Source organism: Bartonella sp. B1098 (assembly GCF_944896145.1).
GTDB lineage: Bacteria > Pseudomonadota > Alphaproteobacteria > Rhizobiales > Rhizobiaceae > Bartonella.
The window spans coordinates 220,494-243,108 of the sequence record NZ_CALYLP010000003.1; the positions used below are offsets into that span (position 1 = coordinate 220,494).

The 22,615-nt window shown below is 39.3% G+C and carries 24 protein-coding genes; 1 reads left to right on the forward strand and 23 read right to left on the reverse strand.

Going from position 1 to position 22,615, the window contains the following annotated elements; genetic code table 11:
- Positions 1–92: 92 nt before the first annotated feature.
- A complete protein-coding gene (locus tag NNJ85_RS05320; RefSeq protein ID WP_256481103.1) occupies positions 93–944 on the reverse strand; it encodes an ATP-binding cassette domain-containing protein in 852 nt (283 codons plus the stop codon).
- 954 nt (positions 945–1,898) lie between these two features.
- Positions 1,899–2,882 (reverse strand): RluA family pseudouridine synthase, encoded by a 984-nt coding sequence (locus tag NNJ85_RS05325; RefSeq protein WP_254474242.1) that lies wholly within the window; start codon positions 2,880–2,882, stop codon positions 1,899–1,901.
- Positions 2,883–3,085: 203 nt separating this feature from the next.
- Between NNJ85_RS05325 and NNJ85_RS05330 the strand changes: the two genes are divergently transcribed.
- The gene (locus NNJ85_RS05330; protein WP_254474243.1) at positions 3,086–4,873 is read left to right on the forward strand and encodes a glucan ABC transporter ATP-binding protein/ permease; all 1,788 of its coding nucleotides are present in this window, start codon (positions 3,086–3,088) and stop codon (positions 4,871–4,873) included.
- Positions 4,874–5,538: 665 nt separating this feature from the next.
- On the opposite strand, the gene alaS is transcribed toward NNJ85_RS05330, so the two are convergent.
- From alaS to rpsQ, 21 genes are all read right to left on the reverse strand, one after another.
- Complete coding sequence (gene alaS, locus NNJ85_RS05335) at positions 5,539–8,211, reverse strand: alanine--tRNA ligase (RefSeq protein ID WP_254474877.1); 2,673 nt, start codon at positions 8,209–8,211, stop codon at positions 5,539–5,541.
- A gap of 208 nt (positions 8,212–8,419) precedes the next feature.
- The gene (recA, locus tag NNJ85_RS05340) at positions 8,420–9,463 is read right to left on the reverse strand and encodes a recombinase RecA (RefSeq protein WP_254474244.1); all 1,044 of its coding nucleotides are present in this window, start codon (positions 9,461–9,463) and stop codon (positions 8,420–8,422) included.
- A gap of 744 nt (positions 9,464–10,207) precedes the next feature.
- Positions 10,208–11,527 (reverse strand): replication-associated recombination protein A, encoded by a 1,320-nt coding sequence (locus tag NNJ85_RS05345; RefSeq protein ID WP_254474245.1) that lies wholly within the window; start codon positions 11,525–11,527, stop codon positions 10,208–10,210.
- An 8-nt stretch (positions 11,528–11,535) separates the two neighbouring features.
- Positions 11,536–12,930 carry a DegQ family serine endoprotease gene (locus NNJ85_RS05350; protein ID WP_254474246.1) on the reverse strand — a complete coding sequence of 465 codons (1,395 nt, stop codon included), beginning with the start codon at positions 12,928–12,930 and terminating at the stop codon, positions 11,536–11,538.
- A gap of 266 nt (positions 12,931–13,196) precedes the next feature.
- The gene (rplQ, locus tag NNJ85_RS05355) at positions 13,197–13,625 is read right to left on the reverse strand and encodes a 50S ribosomal protein L17 (RefSeq protein ID WP_254474247.1); all 429 of its coding nucleotides are present in this window, start codon (positions 13,623–13,625) and stop codon (positions 13,197–13,199) included.
- A gap of 24 nt (positions 13,626–13,649) precedes the next feature.
- Complete coding sequence (locus NNJ85_RS05360) at positions 13,650–14,663, reverse strand: DNA-directed RNA polymerase subunit alpha (RefSeq protein ID WP_139413390.1); 1,014 nt, start codon at positions 14,661–14,663, stop codon at positions 13,650–13,652.
- 94 nt (positions 14,664–14,757) lie between these two features.
- Positions 14,758–15,147, reverse strand: coding sequence for a 30S ribosomal protein S11 (gene rpsK / locus NNJ85_RS05365; RefSeq protein WP_005773294.1), 390 nt, complete (start codon positions 15,145–15,147; stop codon positions 14,758–14,760).
- A 117-nt stretch (positions 15,148–15,264) separates the two neighbouring features.
- Positions 15,265–15,633 carry a 30S ribosomal protein S13 gene (rpsM, locus tag NNJ85_RS05370; RefSeq protein WP_100129410.1) on the reverse strand — a complete coding sequence of 123 codons (369 nt, stop codon included), beginning with the start codon at positions 15,631–15,633 and terminating at the stop codon, positions 15,265–15,267.
- A 180-nt stretch (positions 15,634–15,813) separates the two neighbouring features.
- Positions 15,814–16,392 (reverse strand): adenylate kinase, encoded by a 579-nt coding sequence (locus NNJ85_RS05375; RefSeq protein WP_254474248.1) that lies wholly within the window; start codon positions 16,390–16,392, stop codon positions 15,814–15,816.
- Entirely contained in the window at positions 16,389–17,735 is a 1,347-nt protein-coding gene (gene secY / locus NNJ85_RS05380; RefSeq protein ID WP_254474250.1) for a preprotein translocase subunit SecY, read from the reverse strand. Before secY ends, NNJ85_RS05375 begins: the two co-directional genes overlap by 4 nt.
- 162 nt (positions 17,736–17,897) lie before the next feature.
- Positions 17,898–18,365: a 50S ribosomal protein L15 gene (gene rplO, locus NNJ85_RS05385; protein ID WP_254474252.1), complete on the reverse strand. Its 468-nt coding sequence runs from the start codon at positions 18,363–18,365 to the stop codon at positions 17,898–17,900.
- Positions 18,366–18,385: 20 nt separating this feature from the next.
- Positions 18,386–18,592 carry a 50S ribosomal protein L30 gene (rpmD, locus tag NNJ85_RS05390; protein ID WP_005773288.1) on the reverse strand — a complete coding sequence of 69 codons (207 nt, stop codon included), beginning with the start codon at positions 18,590–18,592 and terminating at the stop codon, positions 18,386–18,388.
- A 31-nt stretch (positions 18,593–18,623) separates the two neighbouring features.
- Positions 18,624–19,172 (reverse strand): 30S ribosomal protein S5, encoded by a 549-nt coding sequence (gene rpsE / locus NNJ85_RS05395; protein ID WP_254474254.1) that lies wholly within the window; start codon positions 19,170–19,172, stop codon positions 18,624–18,626.
- Between the two features lie 111 nt (positions 19,173–19,283).
- Positions 19,284–19,646 carry a 50S ribosomal protein L18 gene (gene rplR / locus NNJ85_RS05400; RefSeq protein WP_254474256.1) on the reverse strand — a complete coding sequence of 121 codons (363 nt, stop codon included), beginning with the start codon at positions 19,644–19,646 and terminating at the stop codon, positions 19,284–19,286.
- 12 nt (positions 19,647–19,658) lie between these two features.
- Positions 19,659–20,192: a 50S ribosomal protein L6 gene (rplF, locus tag NNJ85_RS05405; protein ID WP_005773285.1), complete on the reverse strand. Its 534-nt coding sequence runs from the start codon at positions 20,190–20,192 to the stop codon at positions 19,659–19,661.
- A 38-nt stretch (positions 20,193–20,230) separates the two neighbouring features.
- On the reverse strand, positions 20,231–20,629 hold the full coding sequence (gene rpsH, locus NNJ85_RS05410; RefSeq protein ID WP_254474259.1) for a 30S ribosomal protein S8: 399 nt from the start codon (positions 20,627–20,629) through the stop codon (positions 20,231–20,233).
- Between the two features lie 14 nt (positions 20,630–20,643).
- Positions 20,644–20,949, reverse strand: coding sequence for a 30S ribosomal protein S14 (gene rpsN, locus NNJ85_RS05415; protein WP_005773283.1), 306 nt, complete (start codon positions 20,947–20,949; stop codon positions 20,644–20,646).
- Between the two features lie 24 nt (positions 20,950–20,973).
- Positions 20,974–21,531 (reverse strand): 50S ribosomal protein L5, encoded by a 558-nt coding sequence (gene rplE, locus NNJ85_RS05420; protein WP_100129417.1) that lies wholly within the window; start codon positions 21,529–21,531, stop codon positions 20,974–20,976.
- A complete protein-coding gene (rplX, locus tag NNJ85_RS05425) occupies positions 21,524–21,838 on the reverse strand; it encodes a 50S ribosomal protein L24 (RefSeq protein ID WP_139413396.1) in 315 nt (104 codons plus the stop codon). The genes rplE and rplX overlap by 8 nt, the downstream gene beginning before the upstream one ends.
- 12 nt (positions 21,839–21,850) lie before the next feature.
- The gene (gene rplN, locus NNJ85_RS05430) at positions 21,851–22,219 is read right to left on the reverse strand and encodes a 50S ribosomal protein L14 (protein WP_254474261.1); all 369 of its coding nucleotides are present in this window, start codon (positions 22,217–22,219) and stop codon (positions 21,851–21,853) included.
- A 147-nt stretch (positions 22,220–22,366) separates the two neighbouring features.
- Positions 22,367–22,606, reverse strand: a complete 240-nt coding sequence (rpsQ, locus tag NNJ85_RS05435) for a 30S ribosomal protein S17 (RefSeq protein WP_012231991.1) — start codon at positions 22,604–22,606, stop codon at positions 22,367–22,369.
- Between the last annotated feature and the right edge of the window lie 9 nt (positions 22,607–22,615).

Genomic DNA, 22,615 nt, shown 5'->3' on the forward strand with positions numbered 1-22,615 from the left:
TCCCCATAACGATATCGGTAAAAAACATTGCTCTGTCACTAAGGATCGTGAGCAATCCATTCTTGGCAAAGAGAAAGAGAGCAAAGAAATGGTTAGAGAAATTCTTTAAATTTAACACGGAGCATCTCTTCAAGTGAGGGAGTGGATACAGAAAAGGGACAGTTAAGTTCTGTCGCGATTTCTCTGATAAAACGTAGCACATCTTCACGCGGGAGTGAAATCTCCAATGTACATTGTTCATCATTAAAGTGTTTCTCTTTTAAAGGAGTGGACAATTTTATCGCCAGTTCATCAATGTCCTTTATAAGCGTTGAAACTGTTGGTAAATGTTCACAAAAAAGCGTTATTCTCACACTTGAGGGGATCATCTCTTTTAACGTATCAATAGCGCCATGAAACTGCTTTTTTCTTTTATGTAAAAGAAGAATATCATCAACGTAACCATCGATATCTCCCATATCATGGCTGGTAATAATGTATCCCATAGCTTGCTCTTTTTTGAGTTTTTTAAGCAGCTCCCTGATTTCATGTTTGGAGGTAATATCAAGACCAATCGTTGGCTCATCGAGAAACAATAATTGAGGTCTAAAGGACAAATTAAACGTTAATTCGCTTTTTACTCTCTCACCAAGGCTTAGCATACGCACTGGCTTATCCACGATATGCTCAATATTCAAGAGCTCGGTAATTTCTTTAAGATCACGGTGAAAAGAGCTTGGCTCAAGGTTATATAAGGGGCGCGCCATTTCCAGACTATAGCGTAGGGGTAAATCCCACCATAAACAATTTTTGTGACCAAAGACCACGCCCAGAGACTTGAACAGAGTTTTTTTGGCATTATAGGAATTAACGCCTAAAACTTTAACATCTCCCTCATCAGCAGCTTGTATGCCAGAAAGTATTTTAATCAATGTTGATTTTCCCGCTCCGTTAGGACCAACAATTGCGAGTGCTTACCCTGAACACAAGGTAAAACTGATCTCTTTTAGCGCCTGATATTTTGCATAAGTAGGCTTGAAAAGAGAAAACACTTTATTGGTAAAACCCGTTGCATTGTTTATGCTGCGGTATATTTTTGAGACGCTCTTAACGTCAATCAATAATGATCCCATTAGTCATTCCTCATTTCAACTTATCCCCTCTTGGAACATTCCCATACTCTTTGAATATTTGTTTTTTCCAGTGAAAAAACAAATATTCAAGCCATCTTTAGAGCACTAAAACGCACCTGATGCTTTCTCACCAATTTCCAATATGACACATATGATGAATTCACTTCAATGAAGCGCTAAGACTCTAAAAATTTGTTTCTTCTTTTGTGAAAGATAATCTTTCAGACAAATTCAAATAAATTAAATCAGTAAAAGAATTAGTAGCCATTGAAAGGAGTACTTTGCTGATAAGTTTCATTGTATAAGCAAAGGTACAAAGCATAAATCTATAAATATATCAAACCCCACTGCTAATAGAATAAACTTCCTTGAAAACAATAATTTGTTGAAAAGTTGCTCTCCCTAAGAGTTCCTGTAAAAGTCTTCAATTATTTCCCATGAAAAAATCAAAAATTGCCATTACTTTTTCAGTCAATATCCTTCAGATTTTATCTCATTCATCTTCCTTAACAAACATGCCTCCCCAATATATGACCTCTGTAGATAATGCAAAGGAACAGCTTCATAAGCCCAGATTATTAAAGGTGCACCTTATCTAGAAATAACAATACAATCAATATGGACAAAGAACTGTAGAAATAAAATTTATGATATTTGAAAATTCATTACTCAAAAACACAATTTTCTTATAGCGATTACTAAGGCTCTTTACAAATGATACCCTATCCATCTTAATCAAATTTATAGACAAAATTTGCACCAACCAAAAAAACAAATGAAGTTTTTTTATTCTGTTTCAGCATCACGCTCATTAAAAGACAAAAGATTAAAACTTTGGACCATATGAGGTGGTAAAGGTGCAACAATATCCAATATACCTCCTGAAGGATGAGGAATACGAATACGACGTGCATGAAGGTGAAGGCGATTTTGAATGCCTCCTGGTAATGTCCAATTACTATCAGAAAAAAAATACTTTGAATCGCCAATGATAGGATGATCCATATGGGCAGCATGCACACGGAGCTGATGTGTTCTCCCCGTATAAGGTTCCATTTCAAGCCACGAAAGAGCCCGCCCACGCGACTCTAAAACGCGGTAGTAGGAAACTGCATGATATGAATCGGGTTCCCCATGGTCACAAACACGCATTTTATCACCTTGTGCCGTCATTTCCTTAACCAGCCACGTTGAAATTTTATCCTGTTTTTTTTTAGGAACACCCCGAACCAACGCCCAATAAGTCTTTTTTGTTTCCCGCTCTCTAAAAGCAGCTGTTAAGGCCTGTGCAGCTCCCCTAGAGCGGGCAACAATAAGCACTCCTGATGTTTCGCGATCAAGGCGATGAACTAAACGCGGCTTTTCACCTTTTTTATTGCGCCATACCTCAAGCATACTGTCTATATAACGTGTTAAACCAGAGCCTCCTTGTACAGCGAGACCTGCTGGTTTGTTAAAAACAAAGACCTTTGGGTCTTCATAAAGCAACATTTTTTTCAGAACAGTTCCATCATCCTGCCCACGAAGTGTTTTATCGGTTATTGGTAAACTTTTCTTGTCATCAAGAGGGAGAGGTGGAATACGAACAGACTGCCCCATACAAAGACGCGTATCGGCTTTAACACGTCCACCCTCAACCCGTATCTGACCAGAACGCAACAATTTTTGCAAAGTTCCAAACCCAAGTCCTGGATAATGCACTTTAAACCAACGGTCTAAACGCATTCCATTTTCGTCTGTTTCAACCTTTTTTATTTCGACACCTGCCATGAAAGTTCCCTTACCTGATAATTTTATTGATCTATTTTTGCGCCTTTATAAACACAAAAATTCATATTCTCGTTGGCTTTATCACACCATATTACAATGAGTATCCAAAATTGCCTTTTCTTAACGTTCAATTTTTATTAGTTAGAGATTCAAGTGATAAAAACTAACAGCCTGCACGCTACAGCGAATGGAGATCATTAATAGTGTCCTTATTCAAAACTTATGCACGTGTTCTCACTTACTTAAAGAGAGAAAAAAATGCATCTCCTTTAATCTGTAACGCTAATGTTATGTTAGCGATTATCACCATTGCAGAACCCATTTTATTTGGACACGTTATTGATTCCATTACAGAAAAATCAGGGATCATCCCTAACCTTGCCATTTGGGTTTGTTTTGGTTTTTCCCATATTATCGCTTATGTCCTTGTTGCTCGTGGTGCGGATCGCTTAGCCCATAGACTCCGTTTAACGGTTTTAACAGAATCTTTTGAACGTATCATTGCCATGCCTTTAATTTGGCATCAACAACGCGGAACGTCCAACGCACTCCATACACTTTTGCGTGCAATAGACGCCATGTCAACCATATGGCTTGATTTTATGCGTCAACATCTTTCAACACTTGTCGCCTTATTGGTTCTCATCCCCACAGCCTTTAACATGAATTGGCGTCTTTCAATAGTCTTAGTTGTACTTGCCATCATCTATGTCTTAATTGCCCGTTTAGTGATGCGAAAAACAAAAGACGGACAAGCCGCTGTAGAGTGCTATCATCATAACCTTTTTAAACATGTTAGTGATTCAATCTCTAATGTTTCTATTGTACAAAGTTATAATCGAATAAAAGAAGAAACGTCCATACTGCACCAACATACAAATGCTCTGCTTAAAGCACAAAACCCTGTTCTCAATTGGTGGGCGCTCGCCAGTGGCTTAAATAGAATGGCTTCAACAGTTTCAATCGTTTGTGTTCTTCTCCTTGGAGCTTTTTTTGTTGCAAGAGATCAATTAAGGGTAGGTGAAGTCGTTGCTTTTGTCGGATTTGCACAACTCATGATTAACCGTCTAGACCAAATGAGCAATTTTATCAATTGCGCGATATCCTCACAAGCAAAACTGCAAGAGTTTTTTGAAATGGAAGACTCAACTTTACCTATCAACGAACCACAAAATCTTCCTTCCCTTCAAAATGTTAAGGGTGCTATACAATTTCACCACGTTACCTATAAATTTCCAAATTCTTCTCAAGGTGTTTTTGACATTTCCTTTGAGGTTGAAGCAGGGCAAACTGTTGCGATTGTAGGACCAACAGGAGCTGGGAAGACAACATTAATCAATTTATTGCAGCGCATATACGACCCTACCTTCGGACATATCTCCATTGATGGAATAAATATACGCTCAATCAACCGCGAATCTTTACGACAATCTCTAGCGACAGTGTTTCAAGATGCGGGTCTTTTCAATCGCAGTATTCATGACAATATCTCAATAGGAAAAGCAAGCGCAACAAGCGAAGAACTTTATGAAGCAGCAAAAATAGCAGAAGCTCACGATTTTATTCTAAAAAAAGCTGATTGTTATAACACAATGGTGGGCGAACGAGGAACTCGATTATCAGGTGGAGAAAAACAACGGTTAGCAATTGCACGTGCTGTTTTAAAAAATGCCCCCATTCTCATTCTGGATGAAGCAACAAGCGCTCTTGATGTTGAAACAGAAGCACGTGTCAAAGATGCTCTTGAGAGCATAAGCCATAACCGCACCACTTTCATTATAGCTCATCGCCTTTCAACAATACGCAATGCTGATGTAGTACTCTTTCTAGAACAGGGTTATTTAATTGAAAAAGGAAGCTTTCAAGAATTGATCGATAAAGGGAGGCGTTTCTCTAAATTTTTAAAAGCAAGCGATTTAACAATCACGCCACCAGAAAGAGAAAGAGAAAATGAAAACGTCATCCCCTTACATGAAGCCATAGCATCATAAAAATAATACTCTTCACAAATCTTATGCAAAAAAATATCTCAATGCAAAACATTGCAAAAATGCTCTGTTCGTGGGTAAGCAAAAAATTTCTAAGAATGCTATAATCTATTTTAAATGCAGCAAATGCACAGAGAAAAACTTGAATTAATATAAATATTTAGTTTTGTGCAGTATTTATCTGATTTATATGATTAATTTACGTTCCATAACTTGCAAGAAAAATCTGTTCTCTTACACATGAGCCGCAAAGGAAACCAATAAAACAGCTCTAAAAAACGAACCTCTTATGAAGAGCGAGCAATAATTTAAGCAATTTGAAAGCGAAAAAGCGATAGCTTATAGTCTCATAGGCTTAAGAGACTGTTATGTAATAAATCTTGCGTTATCCTCTTCACAATTCCTATTGTAAAATAGGATAGAGATGTTTCTTTTAAAATCAATATAATAGCATATCCTTCATGAAATATATGATCCGTCAGCTCATAAACAAAAGCATGAAGCACAACACAATCTTGCTAACGCAACTCCCTTTTTTATCTTTACAATGTTATCTCTCTCTCTCAATAATACTGTATCTATATTTCAGTAACACACTCGATAGATATTCGTGATTTTTATACGCCAATTCAACATACAAATACAAAAAATACCGATAAGGAAACTTTTTACTTTTTAAATTTTTCTAGAAAATCTTTTAGTACTGCAAATGCCTCATCAGCCTTGTTCCCCTCAGGACCACCAGCCTGCGCCATATCAGGACGCCCACCACCGCCTTTCCCACCAAGAATAGCTGAAAGAATACGAACGAGATCAACAGCATTTAACTTATCTGTTAAATCATCCGTAACACCAACAACAGCACTCCCCTTGCCATCCTCCGAAACACTAATAAAAGCAACCACTCCAGATTCAATTTGTTTTTTCCCAGAATCAACAAGTGCTTTAAGATCCCGTGGTGGAATATTATTTACAACACATCCCATAAAAGAAAGTTCATTGATAATAGTAATATTACTTTGACCACTTTCTGTTATTCGCCCACTCAACACCATTTTCTTGCGTACATCATTCAACTCTTTTTCAAGTTTACGACGATCATCAAGCAAAACTCTCACCCGTTCTTCTAAATCAGAAGAAGAAGTTTTTAAAAGATCAGCAATTTCACGAATACGTATATCTTGGCGGCTAAGATAAAGACGCGCTGCGGCACCTGTTAAAGCTTCAATACGGCGCACTCCAGCTGAAACAGAACTTTCAGAAACAATATGAATCAGACCAATATCCCCTGTTCTTTCCACATGTGTCCCTCCACAAAGCTCAATGGACCAACGCCTTTTTAAATCTCCCTTTTCAAGCAACTCTCCCATAGAAACAACGCGAACTTCATCTCCATATTTTTCCCCAAAGAGTGCCATTGCTCCTTCAGAAATTGCATCACCAATAGCCATAAGGCGCGTTGTCACTTTATTATTTTGCAAAACAATCTCATTTGCTAAATCTTCTATTTTTTTCAATTCTTCTGCCGAAATAGCTTTGGGATGAGAAAAATCAAAACGTAACCGTTCCGGCGATACAAGAGAGCCCTTTTGAGTAACATGAGATCCCAATACTTGGCGTAAAGCCTCATGTAAGAGATGGGTAGCAGAATGGTTCGCACGAATTTTTTTACGACGAACACCATCAACAGTTAATTCTACACAATCAGAGATCTTAACATGACCAGATTTAACTTCTCCAAGATGAATAAAAACACCATCAGCCTTTTTCTGCGTATCATGCACCTCAAAAATAAAACCTTCATTAGAAATGATACCGCTATCACCAATTTGCCCACCAGATTCACCATAAAAAGGAGTCTGATTTAACACAAGAATGGCTTTCTGCCCTGAAGAAACCTCATCAACAATTTTACCATCACATACAAGAGCTGTAAGAATACCTTTAGCTTTTTCTGTTTCATACCCTAAAAATTCTGTACTCCCTACCTGATCACGAACAGAAAACCAAATTGTCTCCGTTACAGCTTCACCTGAACCAGACCAATGAGCACGAGCTTCTTCTTTTTGACGTTCCATCGCCTTATCAAAGGCATCAACATCAACAGATATTCCATGACGCCGAAGCACATCTTGCGTCAAATCAAGTGGAAAGCCATAGGTATCATAAAGCTTGAAAGCAACTTCACCATTTAAATGATCCCCTTCCTTAAGCTGAGCACTTTCTTCATTTAACAAACCCAGTCCCCGTTCAAGCGTTTTACGAAAACGTATTTCTTCTAATTTTAAAGTTTCCGAAATCAAAGGTTCAGCTCGCACCAATTCGGGATAAGCTTGTCCCATTTCGCGAATGAGAGCAGGCAAAAGCTGCCACATTAAAGGTTCTTTAACACCAAGAAGATGCACATGACGCATAGCACGTCGCATAATGCGACGTAAAACATATCCCCTTCCCTCATTGGAAGGAAGAACACCATCTGCAATCAAAAATGCGCACGAGCGAAGATGATCAGCAATAACACGATGGCTGGCAATAAAATCACCCTTTGCTTCAATCCCTGTGATTGCTTCTGATGCCTCAATTAATGCACGAAAAAGATCAATGTCATAATTATCATGAACACCCTGTAAAACAGCCGCAATACGCTCTAATCCCATACCGGTATCAATAGAAGGATGAGGTAAATCAACACGATCTTCCTTAGAAAGCTGCTCATACTGCATAAACACAAGGTTCCAAATCTCAATAAAGCGATCACCATCTTCATCCACACTTCCAGGGGGACCACCCCAAATTTCATCACCATGATCATAAAAAATCTCCGAACAAGGGCCACAAGGACCTGTATCGCCCATCGCCCAAAAATTATCAGCTGTCGCAATACGAATGATTTTTTCATCTGGAAGACCTGAGATTTTACGCCATAATTCAGCAGCAACATCATCACTTTGATAAACGGTTACCAACAATTTATCTTTTGGTAGACAAAATTCTTTTGTTAAAAGATCCCATGATAAAAAAATGGCCTCTTCTTTGAAATAATCGCCGAAAGAAAAATTCCCCAACATTTCAAAAAACGTATGATGGCGTGCCGTATAGCCAACATTATCAAGATCATTATGTTTTCCACCCGCACGAACACATTTTTGTGCTGTTGTCGCCTTTTTATAAGGATACTGTTCAAGTCCCGTAAAAACATTTTTAAACTGCACCATCCCTGCATTTGTAAACATGAGTGTAGGATCATTGCGTGGAACAAGTGGGCTAGAAGAAAGAACTTGATGCCCATGATGATGAAAATAATCCAAAAATGTTGACCGGATATTATTAACACTATTCATATAAACACCTGCAGCATACAGCACCAAACCATAAAAGAAAAATCCCCCCATTAAATATCCTCTTTGCCACGCATGGAGTCAATTTAATCAAAGAACGGAATATTTATTAAAAAAAATTGAGAAAAAAACGACTGTATATTTAAAAACTCAAACAAATAAAAACAGAAAAAATCTTAAATAAAAAAATTATAGACGAAAAAACGGTTTATCAAAGAACTTCATCACTTTCCGTATTTTCAGACCCTGCGTTTTCTAACAATTCAATCGCAATCAAACCAGCATTTTGACGCAAAGCCGTTTCAATTTCTGCCGCTATTTCTGCATGCTCGCGTAAAAACTGTTTTGCATTTTCACGTCCCTGCCCTAAACGTTGAGAATTATAAGAAAACCACGAGCCAGATTTTTCTACGATACCCACTTTGACTCCTAAATCAATCAATTCACCTATCTTGGAAATCCCTTCCCCATAAATAATATCAAACTCAACCTGTTTGAAGGGAGGAGCCAACTTATTCTTCACCACTTTAACACGGGTCTGATTACCAACAATCATATCGCGATCTTTAATAGACCCAATACGGCGAATATCCAAACGAACAGAAGCATAAAACTTTAAAGCATTCCCACCTGTCGTGGTTTCAGGCGAACCAAACATCACACCAATTTTCATGCGAATTTGATTAATAAAAATCACCATACAGTTAGAGCGAAAAATAGAAGCCGTGAGTTTCCGCAAAGCTTTGCTCATCAATCGCGCCTGTAATCCTGGTAAAGCATCGCCCATTTCACCATCAATTTCCGCTCGTGGTGTTAAAGCTGCAACAGAATCCACAACAAGCACATCAACGGCCCCAGAACGAACCAACGTTTCCGTAATTTCTAATGCCTGTTCACCGGTATCTGGCTGAGAAATGAACAAATTCTCTAAATCAACACCAAGCTTACGCGCATAGATAGGATCAAGCGCATGTTCAGCATCAATAAAAGCACAGATTCCTCCCCCTTTTTGAGCCTCAGCAATAGCATGCAGAGCCAATGTTGTCTTCCCAGAACTTTCTGGTCCATAGATCTCCACAATACGCCCCTTAGGTAACCCACCAATCCCTAAAGCAATATCCAAGGATAATGATCCTGTTGGAACGGTTTCAATTTCAACAACTTGCTCTTTTTGCCCAAGACGCATAATCGAGCCTTTACCAAAAGAACGTTCAATTTGTGAGAGAGCAGCATCGAGAGCTTTTGTTTTATCCACGATTATATCCTTGACCGATTCATAATAATCTAACACTTAAAGTGTATATTGCTCTTTTAATTTAACTAAAGCCTTGAGTTTAAATTTTCACAGACTATTTTCATCCTTACTCTTACGTTATGTTTATAACATATCATGACCAGTAAAATAAAGAATTGGCATTCCCTATCTTATGACACAACATAAACTCAAAATAAAATAATACTTTAATATAAGAGAGTAAGTTAACATATTCATCTCTCTCTAGAAAAGCAACAATTTAAATTTCAACACAATGTTTAACCTTCCTGCTTACCCCTATGATTAAGTCCTGAAAGAAAAAATTCCCCCTTAAGCACATAAAAACGCTTCATCAATCAAAACCACCCCCTACTGCATCAAAGAACAGAACACCTTTGTGTTTGCATATTAAAGCCATTTTTAGTTTTTTCCTGTGCAGCTTTTATCACATATTAATCCAGCATGTAACATACAAGCGAATGGTTGTGATTAATGAGATTTAGAATGAGAGAATCGTACGGTATTTGGAGCTCTCATTCAACATACAAAACAGTTAATAATGATTATTAATCAATATCTTAGTCAATTAAAACCACAAAAATAAAGTAGCTTTAAGAGTTGAACGACATATTTCTTAAAACGGATAATGCAATAAGTGTTTAAATATAAACTAAAGTTCATACAACGACATGAGGAATAAAAAATAAATTCAAAATCAATAAAAAATGTGTTCTAATCCCAATTTTATGGTTGGTTTTTACGTTTTTTGCGCAATTGTTTCCACCATTCAAGACGCTTCACAATTTCACGCTCAAATCCACGCTCAACTGGTTTATAATAACTCTGGCGCCCAAGTTTTTCAGGAAAATATTCTTGTCCAGAGAAAGCATCCGGTTCATCATGGTCATAACAATAACCCTCTCCGTACTCTTCCTCCTTCATCAATTTCGTCGGTGCATTAAGGATATGTTTAGGAGGCGGTAAAGAACCATTTTTTTGTGCGCAACGCCGTGCAGCTTTATACGCGAGATATGTCGCATTTGACTTTGGTGCAGTTGCAACATAGAGACATGCCTGCGCCAAAGCCAATTCTCCTTCTGGTGATCCTAAGTAATCATAGGCGTCTTTTGCTGCATTACAAATGACAAGAGCTTGAGGATCCGCCAAACCAACATCTTCAACAGCCATACGAACCAATCTTCGCCCAATATAGAGAGGATCTTCACCAGCATCCAACATACGAGCTAAATAATAAAGTGCCGCATCAGGATCAGAGCCACGAACAGATTTATGCAACGCTGAAATGAGATTATAGTGCCCATCTCGTCCTTTATCATAAATGGGTGCACGACGCTGAATAACTTTTTGCAACGCACCAGCATCAAGAATCTCTCCGGGACGCACGACAGACCAAACTTCCTCTGCTAATGTCAATGCTACCCGCGCATCACCATCAGACATCCCTATCAAAACGTCTCTGGCCCCATCATCCAAAGGAAGCAACTTTCCTACCACTTTTTCAGCACGCTTCAAAAGCATGCCTAAACTTTCATGATCATGAGAAAGAAATGTTAAAACCCGCGCACGCGAAAGAAGAGCAGCATTAAGTTCAAAAGAAGGATTTTCAGTTGTTGCACCGATCAGGATCACCGTACCATCTTCCATCACAGGAAGAAAACTATCCTGCTGTGCACGATTAAACCGATGAATTTCATCAACAAAAAGAAGCGTTTTATCCCCAGACATAAAACGCCTCTGTGCAACTTCAAAAATCTTTTTAAGTTCAGAAACGCCTGTAAAAATAGCAGAAATTCGTTCAAATGCGAAATTTGTTTCAAGTGCTAACAAACGTGCAACCGTTGTTTTTCCTGTCCCTGGAGGCCCCCAAAAAATCATCGATCCAATTGAGCCCGCTGCCACCATCCGTGAAAGCAAACCATCCTCTCCAATTAAATGTTTTTGTCCCACAACGTCATTGAGAGAACAAGGACGCATTCTTTCTGCAAGTGGCTGATTTTTATTAACTTTAGGGTCGATCGACGAAGTAAAAAAATCTTTCTTCAAAAAAAACCTCAACGAATAAATTGGCGAATATACATACCATCACGTTCATATTCCAATTGCCAAGTACGCGAACGCGTCTGCATAAGAATCTTTTTCAACTGATGAACTGTTTGAATCTTATAGCCATTGACAACACGTAAAATATCTCCGGGCCGAAAAATTCCCGCAGCATAGCTCATTTCATCAAGATTGGTAATCACAACACCCTTTGCCGATATAGGAAGATGAAAACGTCGACTATTTTGCGGTGTTAAATCTAACACTTCAGCACCGGCGAGAGGACTGTCACCTGTAATTTTTTCAGATTTTAAAAATGCAGTTTCCGATATCGATGCAACCTTTATCTGTGTTTTTAAAGTTTTTCCGCCTCGTAAATATTCTAAAGCAAGACTATGGCCAACGTCCGCTGTCATCAAACGATAGCCAAGACTATCTGGACTATCAACGCGCACCCCCTGCACACTCAAAATAACATCACCTACTTTCAAACCAGCTTTTTCAGCAGGACTGTCTTTGATAACTTCAATAATAAGAGCACCATAGGGCCGTTCTAAACCTAAACCACTAGCAATATCAGGTGTAACATTTTGAAAGGATGCCCCAATATAAGGTGGCACAAAATGTTTTCCACCGCGTTTAACGGTATCAAGCATCACTTTTACAAGATTAACTGGAATAGCAAAACCAATCCCTACAGAACCACCGGAACGTGAATAAATAGCCGTATTAATTCCGATTAATTGACCTTTCATATCAATTAAAGCGCCACCAGAATTTCCTGGATTAATGGCAGCATCTGTTTGAATAAAAAAGTCAAAATCGGAAATCCCAACACGTGTACGCGCTTGCGCTGAAACAATACCACTTGTAACCGTTTGACCAACACCAAAAGGATTACCAATAGCTAGAACAAGATCACCAACTTCAACAGTATCAGAATCCCCCAAAGGAAGAACAGGAAACTGAGTATCTTTTACATCAACTTCCAAAATAGCAATATCCGTTGCTTCATCTTTGAGCACGACCTTACTCTCAAATTCTCGCCCATCAGAAAAAGCTACTTTAATTTCGCTTGCATCTTTAATGACGTGGTAATTTGTAACAATCAAACCACGCGCATCAACAATCACCCCTGACCCTAATGATGATTGCTTACGGACAGGAAAATTATTTTGCAAACGACCAAAAAACTGCTCAAAAAATGGATCACCCTCAAAAGGTGATCGCGCTCTAATTTGTCGAGCTGCATAAATATTGACAACAGATGGAACTGTCTTTTTAACTAAAGGAGCAAATGAAAGAGTGATTTCTTTTTGTGTTTGAGGAACATGAGCATATACATGATCAAACGATATCAGCATCATAACCGCAAAAAAAAGCCGCACCCAAAAAGAATACCTCATAATCTACTCCTTATAAAATCAGCCCATTCTGTTGAAGATTCATAGAATTTAAAAAAACAACCCCGCAAATGAAGGATATCTATTAATATTTCATAATAGAGAATAAAAACAACCTACTTAAACAGTAAATATTATAAAAATCAAATAATTCAATATCCTATAATTTTCTTTCACCATCTATTTTTCAAGTAAAAAAACTTCAAAAATACGCATAAAAAAACCGCCTAAGAAAAGGCGGCCTTTTAAAATGCAATAGAATAAAAAACTTATGAGGACATACCCTTCTCATTCTCTGAAGCCTCGATACGAGCGCGATCCGCTGCCCCTTTTGCTTCGACATCGCGATCAACAAATTCTATGACAGCCATGGGCGCATTATCACCGGTACGAAACCCCGCTTTCATAATACGCAAATAGCCACCGTTGCGTGATGCATAACGCGGCGCCAGTGTATCAAATAACTTTGCAACTTTCCCTGTATCACGAAGTGCTGCAATCGCTTGTCGACGCGCGTGCAAACCACCACGCTTACCGAGAGTAACAAGTTTTTCAACAATAGGACGAATTTCTTTAGCCTTTGGAAGTGTTGTCACAATCTGCTCATGCTCGATCAACGAAGTTGCCATATTTGCAAACATCGCTTTACGGTGACTGGCAGTCCGGTTCAACTTGCGGCCTGAGTTACTATGGCGCATAAGCCCTCTCCTTAAATTCTAATTTTAATACTGATCTTCATAGCGTTTAGCAAGATCATCAATGTTTTCAGGCGGCCATGCAGGAATTTCCATTCCAAGATGTAACCCCATACATGCCAAAACTTCTTTAATTTCATTCAATGACTTACGACCAAAATTTGGTGTCCGAAGCATTTCAGATTCTGTTTTTTGAATAAGATCACCAATATAGACAATATTATCATTTTTAAGACAATTTGCCGAACGAACAGAAAGTTCTAATTCATCGACTTTTTTAAGAAGTGCAGGATTAAAGGAAAGCTCAGAATCCGCCTCTTCAACAGGCTCCTTCTGCGGCTCTTCAAAGTTAATAAATAACGATAATTGATCCTGAAGAATGCGTGCTGCAAACGCAACAGCATCTTCTCCATTAACAGCACCATTCGTTTCAATCGTTAACGTCAATTTATCATAATCGAGAACTTGGCCTTCACGCGTATTTTCCACTTTATAAGACACTTTACGAATTGGCGAATAAAGACTATCAATTGGAATAAGTCCTATACGACCATCATCAACATAATTCCGATCAGATGGAACATACCCCTTCCCTGTATTGACAATAAATTCCATACGAATTTCAGCCTCTTCATCAAGGGTGCAGATAACATGATCTGGATTGAGAATTTCCATATCCCCAACCGTATTAATATCTCCTGCTTTCACCACACCAGGACCTTCTTTATAAACGACGAGACGTTTAGGCCCTTCTTCTTCCATACGAAGTGCAATTTCCTTTATATTCAGGATGATATCCGTCACATCTTCACGAACACCTGGAATAGATGAAAATTCATGTAAGACACCATCAATCTGCACAGCAGTAATAGCAGCCCCACGAAGCGAAGATAACAACACACGACGAAGTGCATTTCCTAGCGTTAAACCAAATCCTCGCTCGAGAGGCTCAGCAATTACGCTTGTAATATTCGGATTATCATGCGCACATGATTCAACCTTATTGGGTTTAATAAGTTCCTGCCAGTTTTTCTGGATCATATTTTTATTCCCGTTCTTTAGTTCCGTTACCATTCAATCGTAACGACCAATGTGAACATCAGAGAAATCTCCGACAACAAAAAACAACACCCAATTAAACACGCCGCCGTTTCCGCGGACGACATCCATTATGAGGAATTGGTGTTACATCACGAATAGAAGTAATGACAAAACCAACAGATTGCAACGCACGTAAAGCAGATTCACGCCCTGCCCCAGGACCACAAACTTCAACTTCCAAAGAACGCATACCATGTTCTTGTGCTTTTCTCGCACAATCTTCCGCAGCGACTTGAGCGGCAAAAGGTGTAGATTTACGTGCCCCTTTAAACCCTTGAGCCCCTGCAGATGACCACGCAATCGCATTCCCCTGAGCATCAGTAATCGTAATCATTGTATTATTAAATGTTGAATTGATATGCACAACACCCGATGAAATATTTTTACGTTCGCGACGACGAACACGTGTGGCTTCCTTGGCCATATTTTTCCTTTCAATGATCTCAACACTGCCGTAATATCAGCAGCTCCACCCTCTTTTCCTTGTCAAACGGACTTCAACAAGAAATAGAATATACAAAAAAACCTCTCACAAGGATCCTTATTTCTTCTTACCAGCGATTGCCTTAGCAGGCCCCTTACGCGTACGAGCATTTGTATGCGTACGCTGTCCTCGGACAGGCAGAGACCGACGATGACGCAATCCACGATAACAACCAAGGTCCATCAAACGCTTAACATTCATAGCAACTTCACGACGAAGATCACCTTCAACTTGATATCCCTGATCTATCGCCTCACGAATCTGCAACACCTCAGCGTCTGAAAGCTCATGCACACGACGCCCCGTAGGAATACCAACCTTTTCAATAATTTCTTGAGCGAATTTTGGTCCAATCCCGTGGATATATTGAAGCGCGATAATTACACGCTTATTTGTCGGGATATTGACGCCAGCAATACGAGCCACGCCTACTCTCCTTAGTTATGTTGACAAATCGTTATAAAATACCTGATGTACCTTACAGAAAAAAATAGACTCAGAACAAAATCCTTCCGAATCCGCTTAATTAACTGAAATAAATTAAAGTTGTTTGTGATAGATTTTATCTCAAAAGTCAACTATTTTCATTTATTTCTAAAAAAAATCTTATGAAAAAAAACCTTTAATCATACGTGTCACCTCAGCAATACCAATCATTCCATCAATGACCTTCAACATTCCTCTCTCTGAATAAAATTTTGATAAAGGGGAGGTTTTTTCACGGTATTCTACTAATCTTTTTGCAAAAGCAACAGGATTATCATCTAAACGGACCTGTCCACCGGCCGCTATTGTCTCCTGAACACGCTTCGCCATACGTTCAATCAATGCGTCTTCATCAACGTGCAACTCAATAACAGCATCAAGCCGCATATTTTTGGACTCAAGGATCTGTTGTAACGCTTCTGCCTGTCCTACAGTCCTTGGATACCCATCCAAAATAAAACCGTTTATACAATCAGCTTCATCAATCCTATCTGATACGATTTGATTAACAACACTATCAGGAACTAAAGCACCAGAACTTATAATAGCTTTAGCTTTTTTACCAACTTTCGTTTCTTTGGCAATAGCTTCACGCAACATATCTCCTGTTGATAAATGAGGAATATTATATTCCTCCGTCAACATTTTAGCTTGCGTCCCTTTCCCTGCTCCAGGAGGACCTAAAAGAACCACTCTCATCGATTTCTTCGACCTCCACGAAGTTTTGATTTTTTTATCAACCCTTCATATTGGTGTGCAACAAGATGCCCCTGGATTTGAGCAACCGTATCAAGAGTAACAGTCACAACAATCAACAAAGACGTCCCCCCAAGATAAAAAGGAACCTGGAATGCAGATATCATAAATTCAGGGAGTAAACAAACCAAGATAATATAAATAGCACCCACAACAGTAATACGCGTCAAAACATAATCAATATATTCCGCTGTACGCTCACCTGGACGAATTCCTGGAATAAAACCAGAATGTTTCTTCAACTGATCCGCAGTATCACTCGGATTAAACACAATAGCCGTATAAAAAAAGCAAAAAAACGCCATTAAAAATGCATAAACAATCATATACAGTGGCTGCCCATGACCAAGAGAATAAGAAATAGTTTGCATCCATTGTGGCATTTTATCAGAAAAATTATTAATAGTGGCGGGTAATAACAATAAAGATGAAGCAAAAATAGGTGGAATAACACCAGCAGTATTCAATTTTAAAGGAAGATGCGACATATCGCCTTGAAACATTTGATTACCAACCTGACGTTTCGGATATTGAATAATAATTCGCCGTTGCGCACGCTCTATAAAAACAATAAGTCCGATAATCAAAACAGCAATAAAAACGATTGCGATTAAAAGAAAAGTTGATAGATCAGCCTGACTATGCGCGGTCAAAAGCTGAGCAAAAGTAGAAGGAAAATTGGCTACGATCCCTGTAAAAATGATGAGAGAAACTCCATTACCAACACCGCGTGAGGTAATTTGCTCACCAAGCCACATGAGAAACATTGTCCCGCCAACAAGTGTAATAACAGAAGAGACACGAAACATGAAACCTGGTTCTACAACAATTTGAAGCCCTGTCCCTATACCACTTTCAAGGGCAACCGCAATACCAAAAGCCTGCAGAATAGCCAATACGACTGTCACATAACGCGTATATTGATTAATAACCTTACGACCAACCTCTCCCTCTTTTTTAAGAGTTTCCAAAGAAGGAATAACGGACGTGAGTAATTGTACAATAATAGATGCCGATATATAGGGCATAAGACCCAAGGCAAAAATTGCCATACGCCCAACAGCGCCTCCAGCAAACATATTAAAAAGTCCTAAGACACCGGATGCATGATGCTCAAATGTTTGTCGCAAAGCGTCGATATTAATACCTGGAAGAGAAATATAAGTGCCGAAACGATAGACAAGAAGCGCCGCCAGAGTAAACCATATGCGTTTTTTTAATTCAGTTGCACGCGAAAAGGTACCGAAGTTTATATTGGAAGCAAATTGCTCTGCTGCTGATGCCATAAAACGTCTCCACTTCACACTCCAGTTCTTTAAATCACAGAACTATAACTCTAAAATTCATATCTTTATACATAAATAATTGCAGAACCTAAACAATTCTCCACAAAATATTCAAAAGAATAGATGTAATTCTTCTTGAAATCACGACTTATATCAAAAAAACTATTGAACAACATCAGGAAAAATAACCTGACCACCCACTTTTTCGATCTTAACACGAGCAGCTTGTGAAGCACCAGAAACATGAAAGATAATCTTAGCTTTCAAATCACCATCAGAAAGAAGGCGAACTCCATCTTTCTCTCGACGAATAATACCAGCCTCTTTCAAAGCAATCATATCAACAGGCTTTTCAATGTTCAACTTACCTGCATTAACAGCCAACTGAATACGTCCCAGTGAAACTTCATTATAGGCTTTAGAAAAGAAATTTTTAAATCCACGTTTTGGTAAACGCCGATAAATAGGCATTTGCCCACCTTCAAAACCATTAAGGGAAACACCAGAACGGGATTTTTGCCCTTTCACACCGCGACCACCAGTCTTACCAGTCCCCGAACCAATACCACGGCCAACACGCTTACGATTTTTTGTTGCACCTTTGCAATCACGTAGTTCATTGAGTTTCATATCTAATACTCCTGCAACCCTTAATCTTCATCTATAATGCGAACAAGATGCCGAACCCGAGCAATCATACCCCGTACACAAAGTGTATCTTCTAAAACGCGCCGACGACGCATTTTATTGAGCCCAAGCCCCTTCAAGGTTGCACGCTGAATCTGTGAATTTCGAATAGGGCTTCCAATTTGCTCTACCGTCACAGTTTTACCACTCTGAGATTTTTTCTGAACCATTTCCTAATTCCTTTTCTGACAATCTCAGAAACTACCCTTCTATGTCAACTAAATGGCGACGACGCGCCTGCAAAGTCGAATATTTTATACCACGCTGAGCAGCAATATCTCTCGGATGCATTTGATGTTTTAGTGCATCAAATGTTGCACGAACCATGTTATAAGGATTTGATGATCCTAGTGATTTTGCAACAACATCCTGCATACCAAGAGCTTCAAAAATAGCACGCATCGGTCCCCCAGCAATAATACCAGTACCAGCAGACGCTGAACGAAGCAAAACACGCCCAGCCCCGTGACGACCTTCAAGATCATGATGCAATGTACGTCCAGACCGAAGTGGGACATAAATCATCCCACGCTTTGCAGATTCCGTTGCTTTACGAACGGCTTCTGGAACTTCACGAGCTTTACCGTGTCCAAAGCCCACACGCCCTTTTTGATCTCCAACGACAACAAGAGCAGCAAAACCAAAACGCCGACCACCCTTTACAACTTTAGCAACACGATTAATATGAACGAGTCTATCGACAAACTCATTATCGCGTTCTTCTCTTTCACCACGTTCTTTTTGTGCCATTCCTCATTCCTTTTTCTTTTCCGGAAGCACGATAACAAAGCTCTACATCAAATCGGAAGAACTTAAACGAAATACTCTAAAGTATCCAGCCCCATCCATAAGAAGGAAACTTTAAAAGTTCAAACCACCTTCACGAGCAGCCTCAGCCAAAGCTTTTACTCGACCATGGTACACATAAGCGCCACGATCAAAAACCACTTCACTAACACCAGCTTGCTTCGCACGCTCAGCAATTAACTTACCCACAGCAAAAGCGGCTTCTTTATCAGCCCCACTTTTTAATGATTTTTTCAAATCACTTTCAAGAGTAGAAGCTGAAACAAGTGTACATCCCCGTAAATCATCAATAACTTGCGCGTAGATGTTCTGATTTGAACGATAAACGCTAAGCCGTGGACGATCATGAGAAACCATCTTGATTCTACGACGAACACGTCTTGCACGACGCTGGATAATGTCCTTAGATGAAACCATAATACAAAATCCTTATTTCTTTTTACCTTCTTTACGGAAGATACGTTCATCTGCATGCTTAACACCTTTACCTTTATAAGGCTCAGGTCTACGATACTCGCGAATCTCCGCTGCAACTTGTCCAACTTGCTGTTTATCAATTCCAGAAATAACAATCTCTGTGGGCTTAGGAACAGTTACAGTAACACCCGATGGAACTTTATAAACCACATCATGCGAAAAGCCTAGAGAGAGTTGAATATCCTTACCCTGTAAAGCTGCACGATAACCAACCCCATTGATCTCTAACCTTTTTTCAAAACCATCTTTTACACCACAAAAAATGTTTTCAATCATTGAACGTGACATACCCCATTTAGAGCGCGCATCTTTTGACTGATCCCGCGGCATAACGGATATGACATTGTCCTCGAATTTAACTAAGACTTCATCATTAACGACGTAACTTAATTCACCTTTTGGACCTTTTGCCTTAACAAGCTGACCTTCAACAGTAGCAGTAACTCCAGAAGGAATTGAAATGGGCTTTTTTCCAATACGAGACATTGTTCTAACCTACTTTTCTTCTGTTTTCTTGGACATAATTAGAAAACACGACAAAGGAGTTCTCCACCAACATTCTGTTCACGCGCTTCATAATCAGCCATAACACCTTTAGGAGTCGATAAGATCGAAATACCTAAACCATTTGCCACCTGTGGAAGTGACTTAGCAGAGACATACACACGACGACCAGGCTTTGACACACGCGAAATCTCACGAATAGCAGCCATCCCCTCAAAATACTTCAATTCGATTTCAAGTTCGGCTTTTCCATCACCCAAATCAACGCGATTATATCCGCGAATATAACCTTCCGACTGAAGAACATCAAGAACGTGCGCACGAAGCTTCGAAGCTGGAGTAACCACTTTGCCTTTTTTACGACCAAGTGCATTACGAATACGTGTTAACATATCACCAAGAGGATCTGACATAGACATTAAATAATCTCCTCTTACCAACTAGACTTTACAATACCAGGAATATGGCCAATAGAGCCAAGTTCACGCAATGCAATCCGTGACATTTTTAACTTACGATAATAAGCCCGAGGACGACCCGAAACCTCACAGCGATTACGAATACGAACTTTCGAAGAATTGCGCGGCAATTCTGCCAACTGAACAGAAGCTTTAAAACGTTCCTCAAGAGAAACCTTCTGATCCATAACGATTGCTTTCAAACGTGCACGACGTGCAGCATAACGCTTCACCATCACCTCACGACGCTTATTTTTTTCAACGGCACTCACTTTGGCCATAATTTTACCTCGCTACGTTTGCCGTTACGAACGAAAAGGAAAATTAAAAGCACGCAATAACTCACGCGCCTCATCATCCGTTTTTGCTGTCGTACAAACGATAATATCCATGCCCCAAATTTGATCAACTTTATCATAGTTGATTTCTGGAAACACAATGTGTTCTTTAATACCCATAGCAAAATTGCCACGACCATCAAAACTCTTTGGATTTAAACCACGAAAGTCACGAACGCGCGGAAGAGCAATCGTAACAAGACGATCCAAAAACTCAAACATACGATCCTTACGCAATGTCACTTTAGCCCCGAGAGGCATTCCTTCACGAACTTTAAAGGTCGCAATAGAATTACGCGCACGAGTAACAACAGCCTTCTGACCTGTTATGAGACCTAAATCCTCAGCAGCAAGGGAAGGCTTCTTTGAATCAGCAGTTGCTTCACCTATCCCCATATTAATTACAATTTTATCAATCCGCGGAATTTGCATCGCATTTTTATAATTAAACTTCTCTTGAAGTGCTTTACGAATCACCTCAAAATAATACGCTTTCATACGCGGTATTTGTCTTTCCTCAGCCATTAATCAACTCTCCCGAACGCTTGGCAAAACGTACCTTATTACCATCTGCATTCACGCGAAAGCCTACACGCGTAGGCTTACCATCTTTAGGATCAGCAATCGCCAAATTAGACAGATGAATCGGAGCTTCTTTAGAAATAATTCCAGCTTCTTGCTTCTGCGTTTGACGTTGATGACGTTTAATCATATTAATCCCACGAACAAAAGCCTTATTCTCTTTTGGACTAACCTTAATTACTTCACCACTCGATCCTTTATCCTTACCGGATAAAACAACAACTCTATCACCTTTTCGAATCTTCTGCATAACATTAACTCCTTACAGCACTTCAGGAGCGAGTGAGATGATCTTCATATGATTCCTCCCACGCAATTCACGGGGGACAGGCCCAAAGATACGCGTACCGATCGGCTCTCTTTTATTATCCACTAAAACCGCAGCATTACTATCAAAACGAATGACGCTACCATCTGCGCGACGAATATCCTTAGCAGTACGCACCACAACAGCTTTCATAACATCACCTTTTTTAACACGGCCACGAGGAATAGCATCCTTAACCGAAACAACAATAATGTCACCGACCGAAGCATATTTCCGCTTTGAACCGCCTAACACCTTGATGCACATGACACGACGAGCACCAGAATTATCAGCAACGTCGAGGTTTGTCTGCATCTGAATCATGACTGGCCACCTTTTCTTAACACATATATCTGCTTGTATCTTTTATTACACAATCAGATTTGCCTGCCAAATAAACATAAAGTCATCGTTTTGAAATTTATCAATGAAAAACCACTGTTAAATTCTAAAAACAATAAACTTAACTGATTACGCTACATTGTCTTTTACAACAATCCAACATTTATCTTTCGAAATTGGTCTAGATTCTTGAATAGAAACTTGATCCCCAATCTTAAATTGGTTGTTTTCATCATGCGCTTTATAATTTTTAGACTGCCGAACAGTCTTCTTAAGAAGCGGATGAGAATAACGACGCTCAACTTTGACAACAACAGTCTTATCGCTTTTGTCGCTAATAACAACACCCTGCAAAACGCGTTTAGGCATCTCTTATTT

What these genes read in the sequence shown, in the direction of transcription:
- NNJ85_RS05325 (WP_254474242.1), bottom strand. Translation starts at nt 2,882, where the DNA reads ATGGCAGGTGTCGAAATAAAAAAGGTTGAAACAGACGAAAATGGAATG.
- alaS (WP_254474877.1), bottom strand. Translation starts at nt 8,211, where the DNA reads ATGAATAGTGTTAATAATATCCGGTCAACATTTTTGGATTATTTTCAT.
- NNJ85_RS05350 (WP_254474246.1), bottom strand. Translation starts at nt 12,930, where the DNA reads ATGAGGTATTCTTTTTGGGTGCGGCTTTTTTTTGCGGTTATGATGCTG.
- rplQ (WP_254474247.1), bottom strand. Translation starts at nt 13,625, where the DNA reads ATGCGCCATAGTAACTCAGGCCGCAAGTTGAACCGGACTGCCAGTCAC.
- NNJ85_RS05360 (WP_139413390.1), bottom strand. Translation starts at nt 14,663, where the DNA reads ATGATCCAGAAAAACTGGCAGGAACTTATTAAACCCAATAAGGTTGAA.
- rpsK (WP_005773294.1), bottom strand. Translation starts at nt 15,147, where the DNA reads ATGGCCAAGGAAGCCACACGTGTTCGTCGTCGCGAACGTAAAAATATT.
- NNJ85_RS05375 (WP_254474248.1), bottom strand. Translation starts at nt 16,392, where the DNA reads ATGAGAGTGGTTCTTTTAGGTCCTCCTGGAGCAGGGAAAGGGACGCAA.
- secY (WP_254474250.1), bottom strand. Translation starts at nt 17,735, where the DNA reads ATGGCATCAGCAGCAGAGCAATTTGCTTCCAATATAAACTTCGGTACC.
- rplO (WP_254474252.1), bottom strand. Translation starts at nt 18,365, where the DNA reads ATGAAACTCAATGAACTACGTGATTGCAAAGGTGCAACAAAAAATCGT.
- rpmD (WP_005773288.1), bottom strand. Translation starts at nt 18,592, where the DNA reads ATGGTTCAGAAAAAATCTCAGAGTGGTAAAACTGTGACGGTAGAGCAA.
- rpsE (WP_254474254.1), bottom strand. Translation starts at nt 19,172, where the DNA reads ATGGCACAAAAAGAACGTGGTGAAAGAGAAGAACGCGATAATGAGTTT.
- rplR (WP_254474256.1), bottom strand. Translation starts at nt 19,646, where the DNA reads ATGGTTTCATCTAAGGACATTATCCAGCGTCGTGCAAGACGTGTTCGT.
- rplF (WP_005773285.1), bottom strand. Translation starts at nt 20,192, where the DNA reads ATGTCTCGTATTGGAAAAAAGCCCATTTCAATTCCTTCTGGAGTTACT.
- rpsH (WP_254474259.1), bottom strand. Translation starts at nt 20,629, where the DNA reads ATGTCTATGTCAGATCCTCTTGGTGATATGTTAACACGTATTCGTAAT.
- rpsN (WP_005773283.1), bottom strand. Translation starts at nt 20,949, where the DNA reads ATGGCCAAAGTGAGTGCCGTTGAAAAAAATAAGCGTCGTGAGGTGATG.
- rplE (WP_100129417.1), bottom strand. Translation starts at nt 21,531, where the DNA reads ATGGCTGAGGAAAGACAAATACCGCGTATGAAAGCGTATTATTTTGAG.
- rplX (WP_139413396.1), bottom strand. Translation starts at nt 21,838, where the DNA reads ATGCAGAAGATTCGAAAAGGTGATAGAGTTGTTGTTTTATCCGGTAAG.
- rplN (WP_254474261.1), bottom strand. Translation starts at nt 22,219, where the DNA reads ATGATTCAGATGCAGACAAACCTCGACGTTGCTGATAATTCTGGTGCT.
- rpsQ (WP_012231991.1), bottom strand. Translation starts at nt 22,606, where the DNA reads ATGCCTAAACGCGTTTTGCAGGGTGTTGTTATTAGCGACAAAAGCGAT.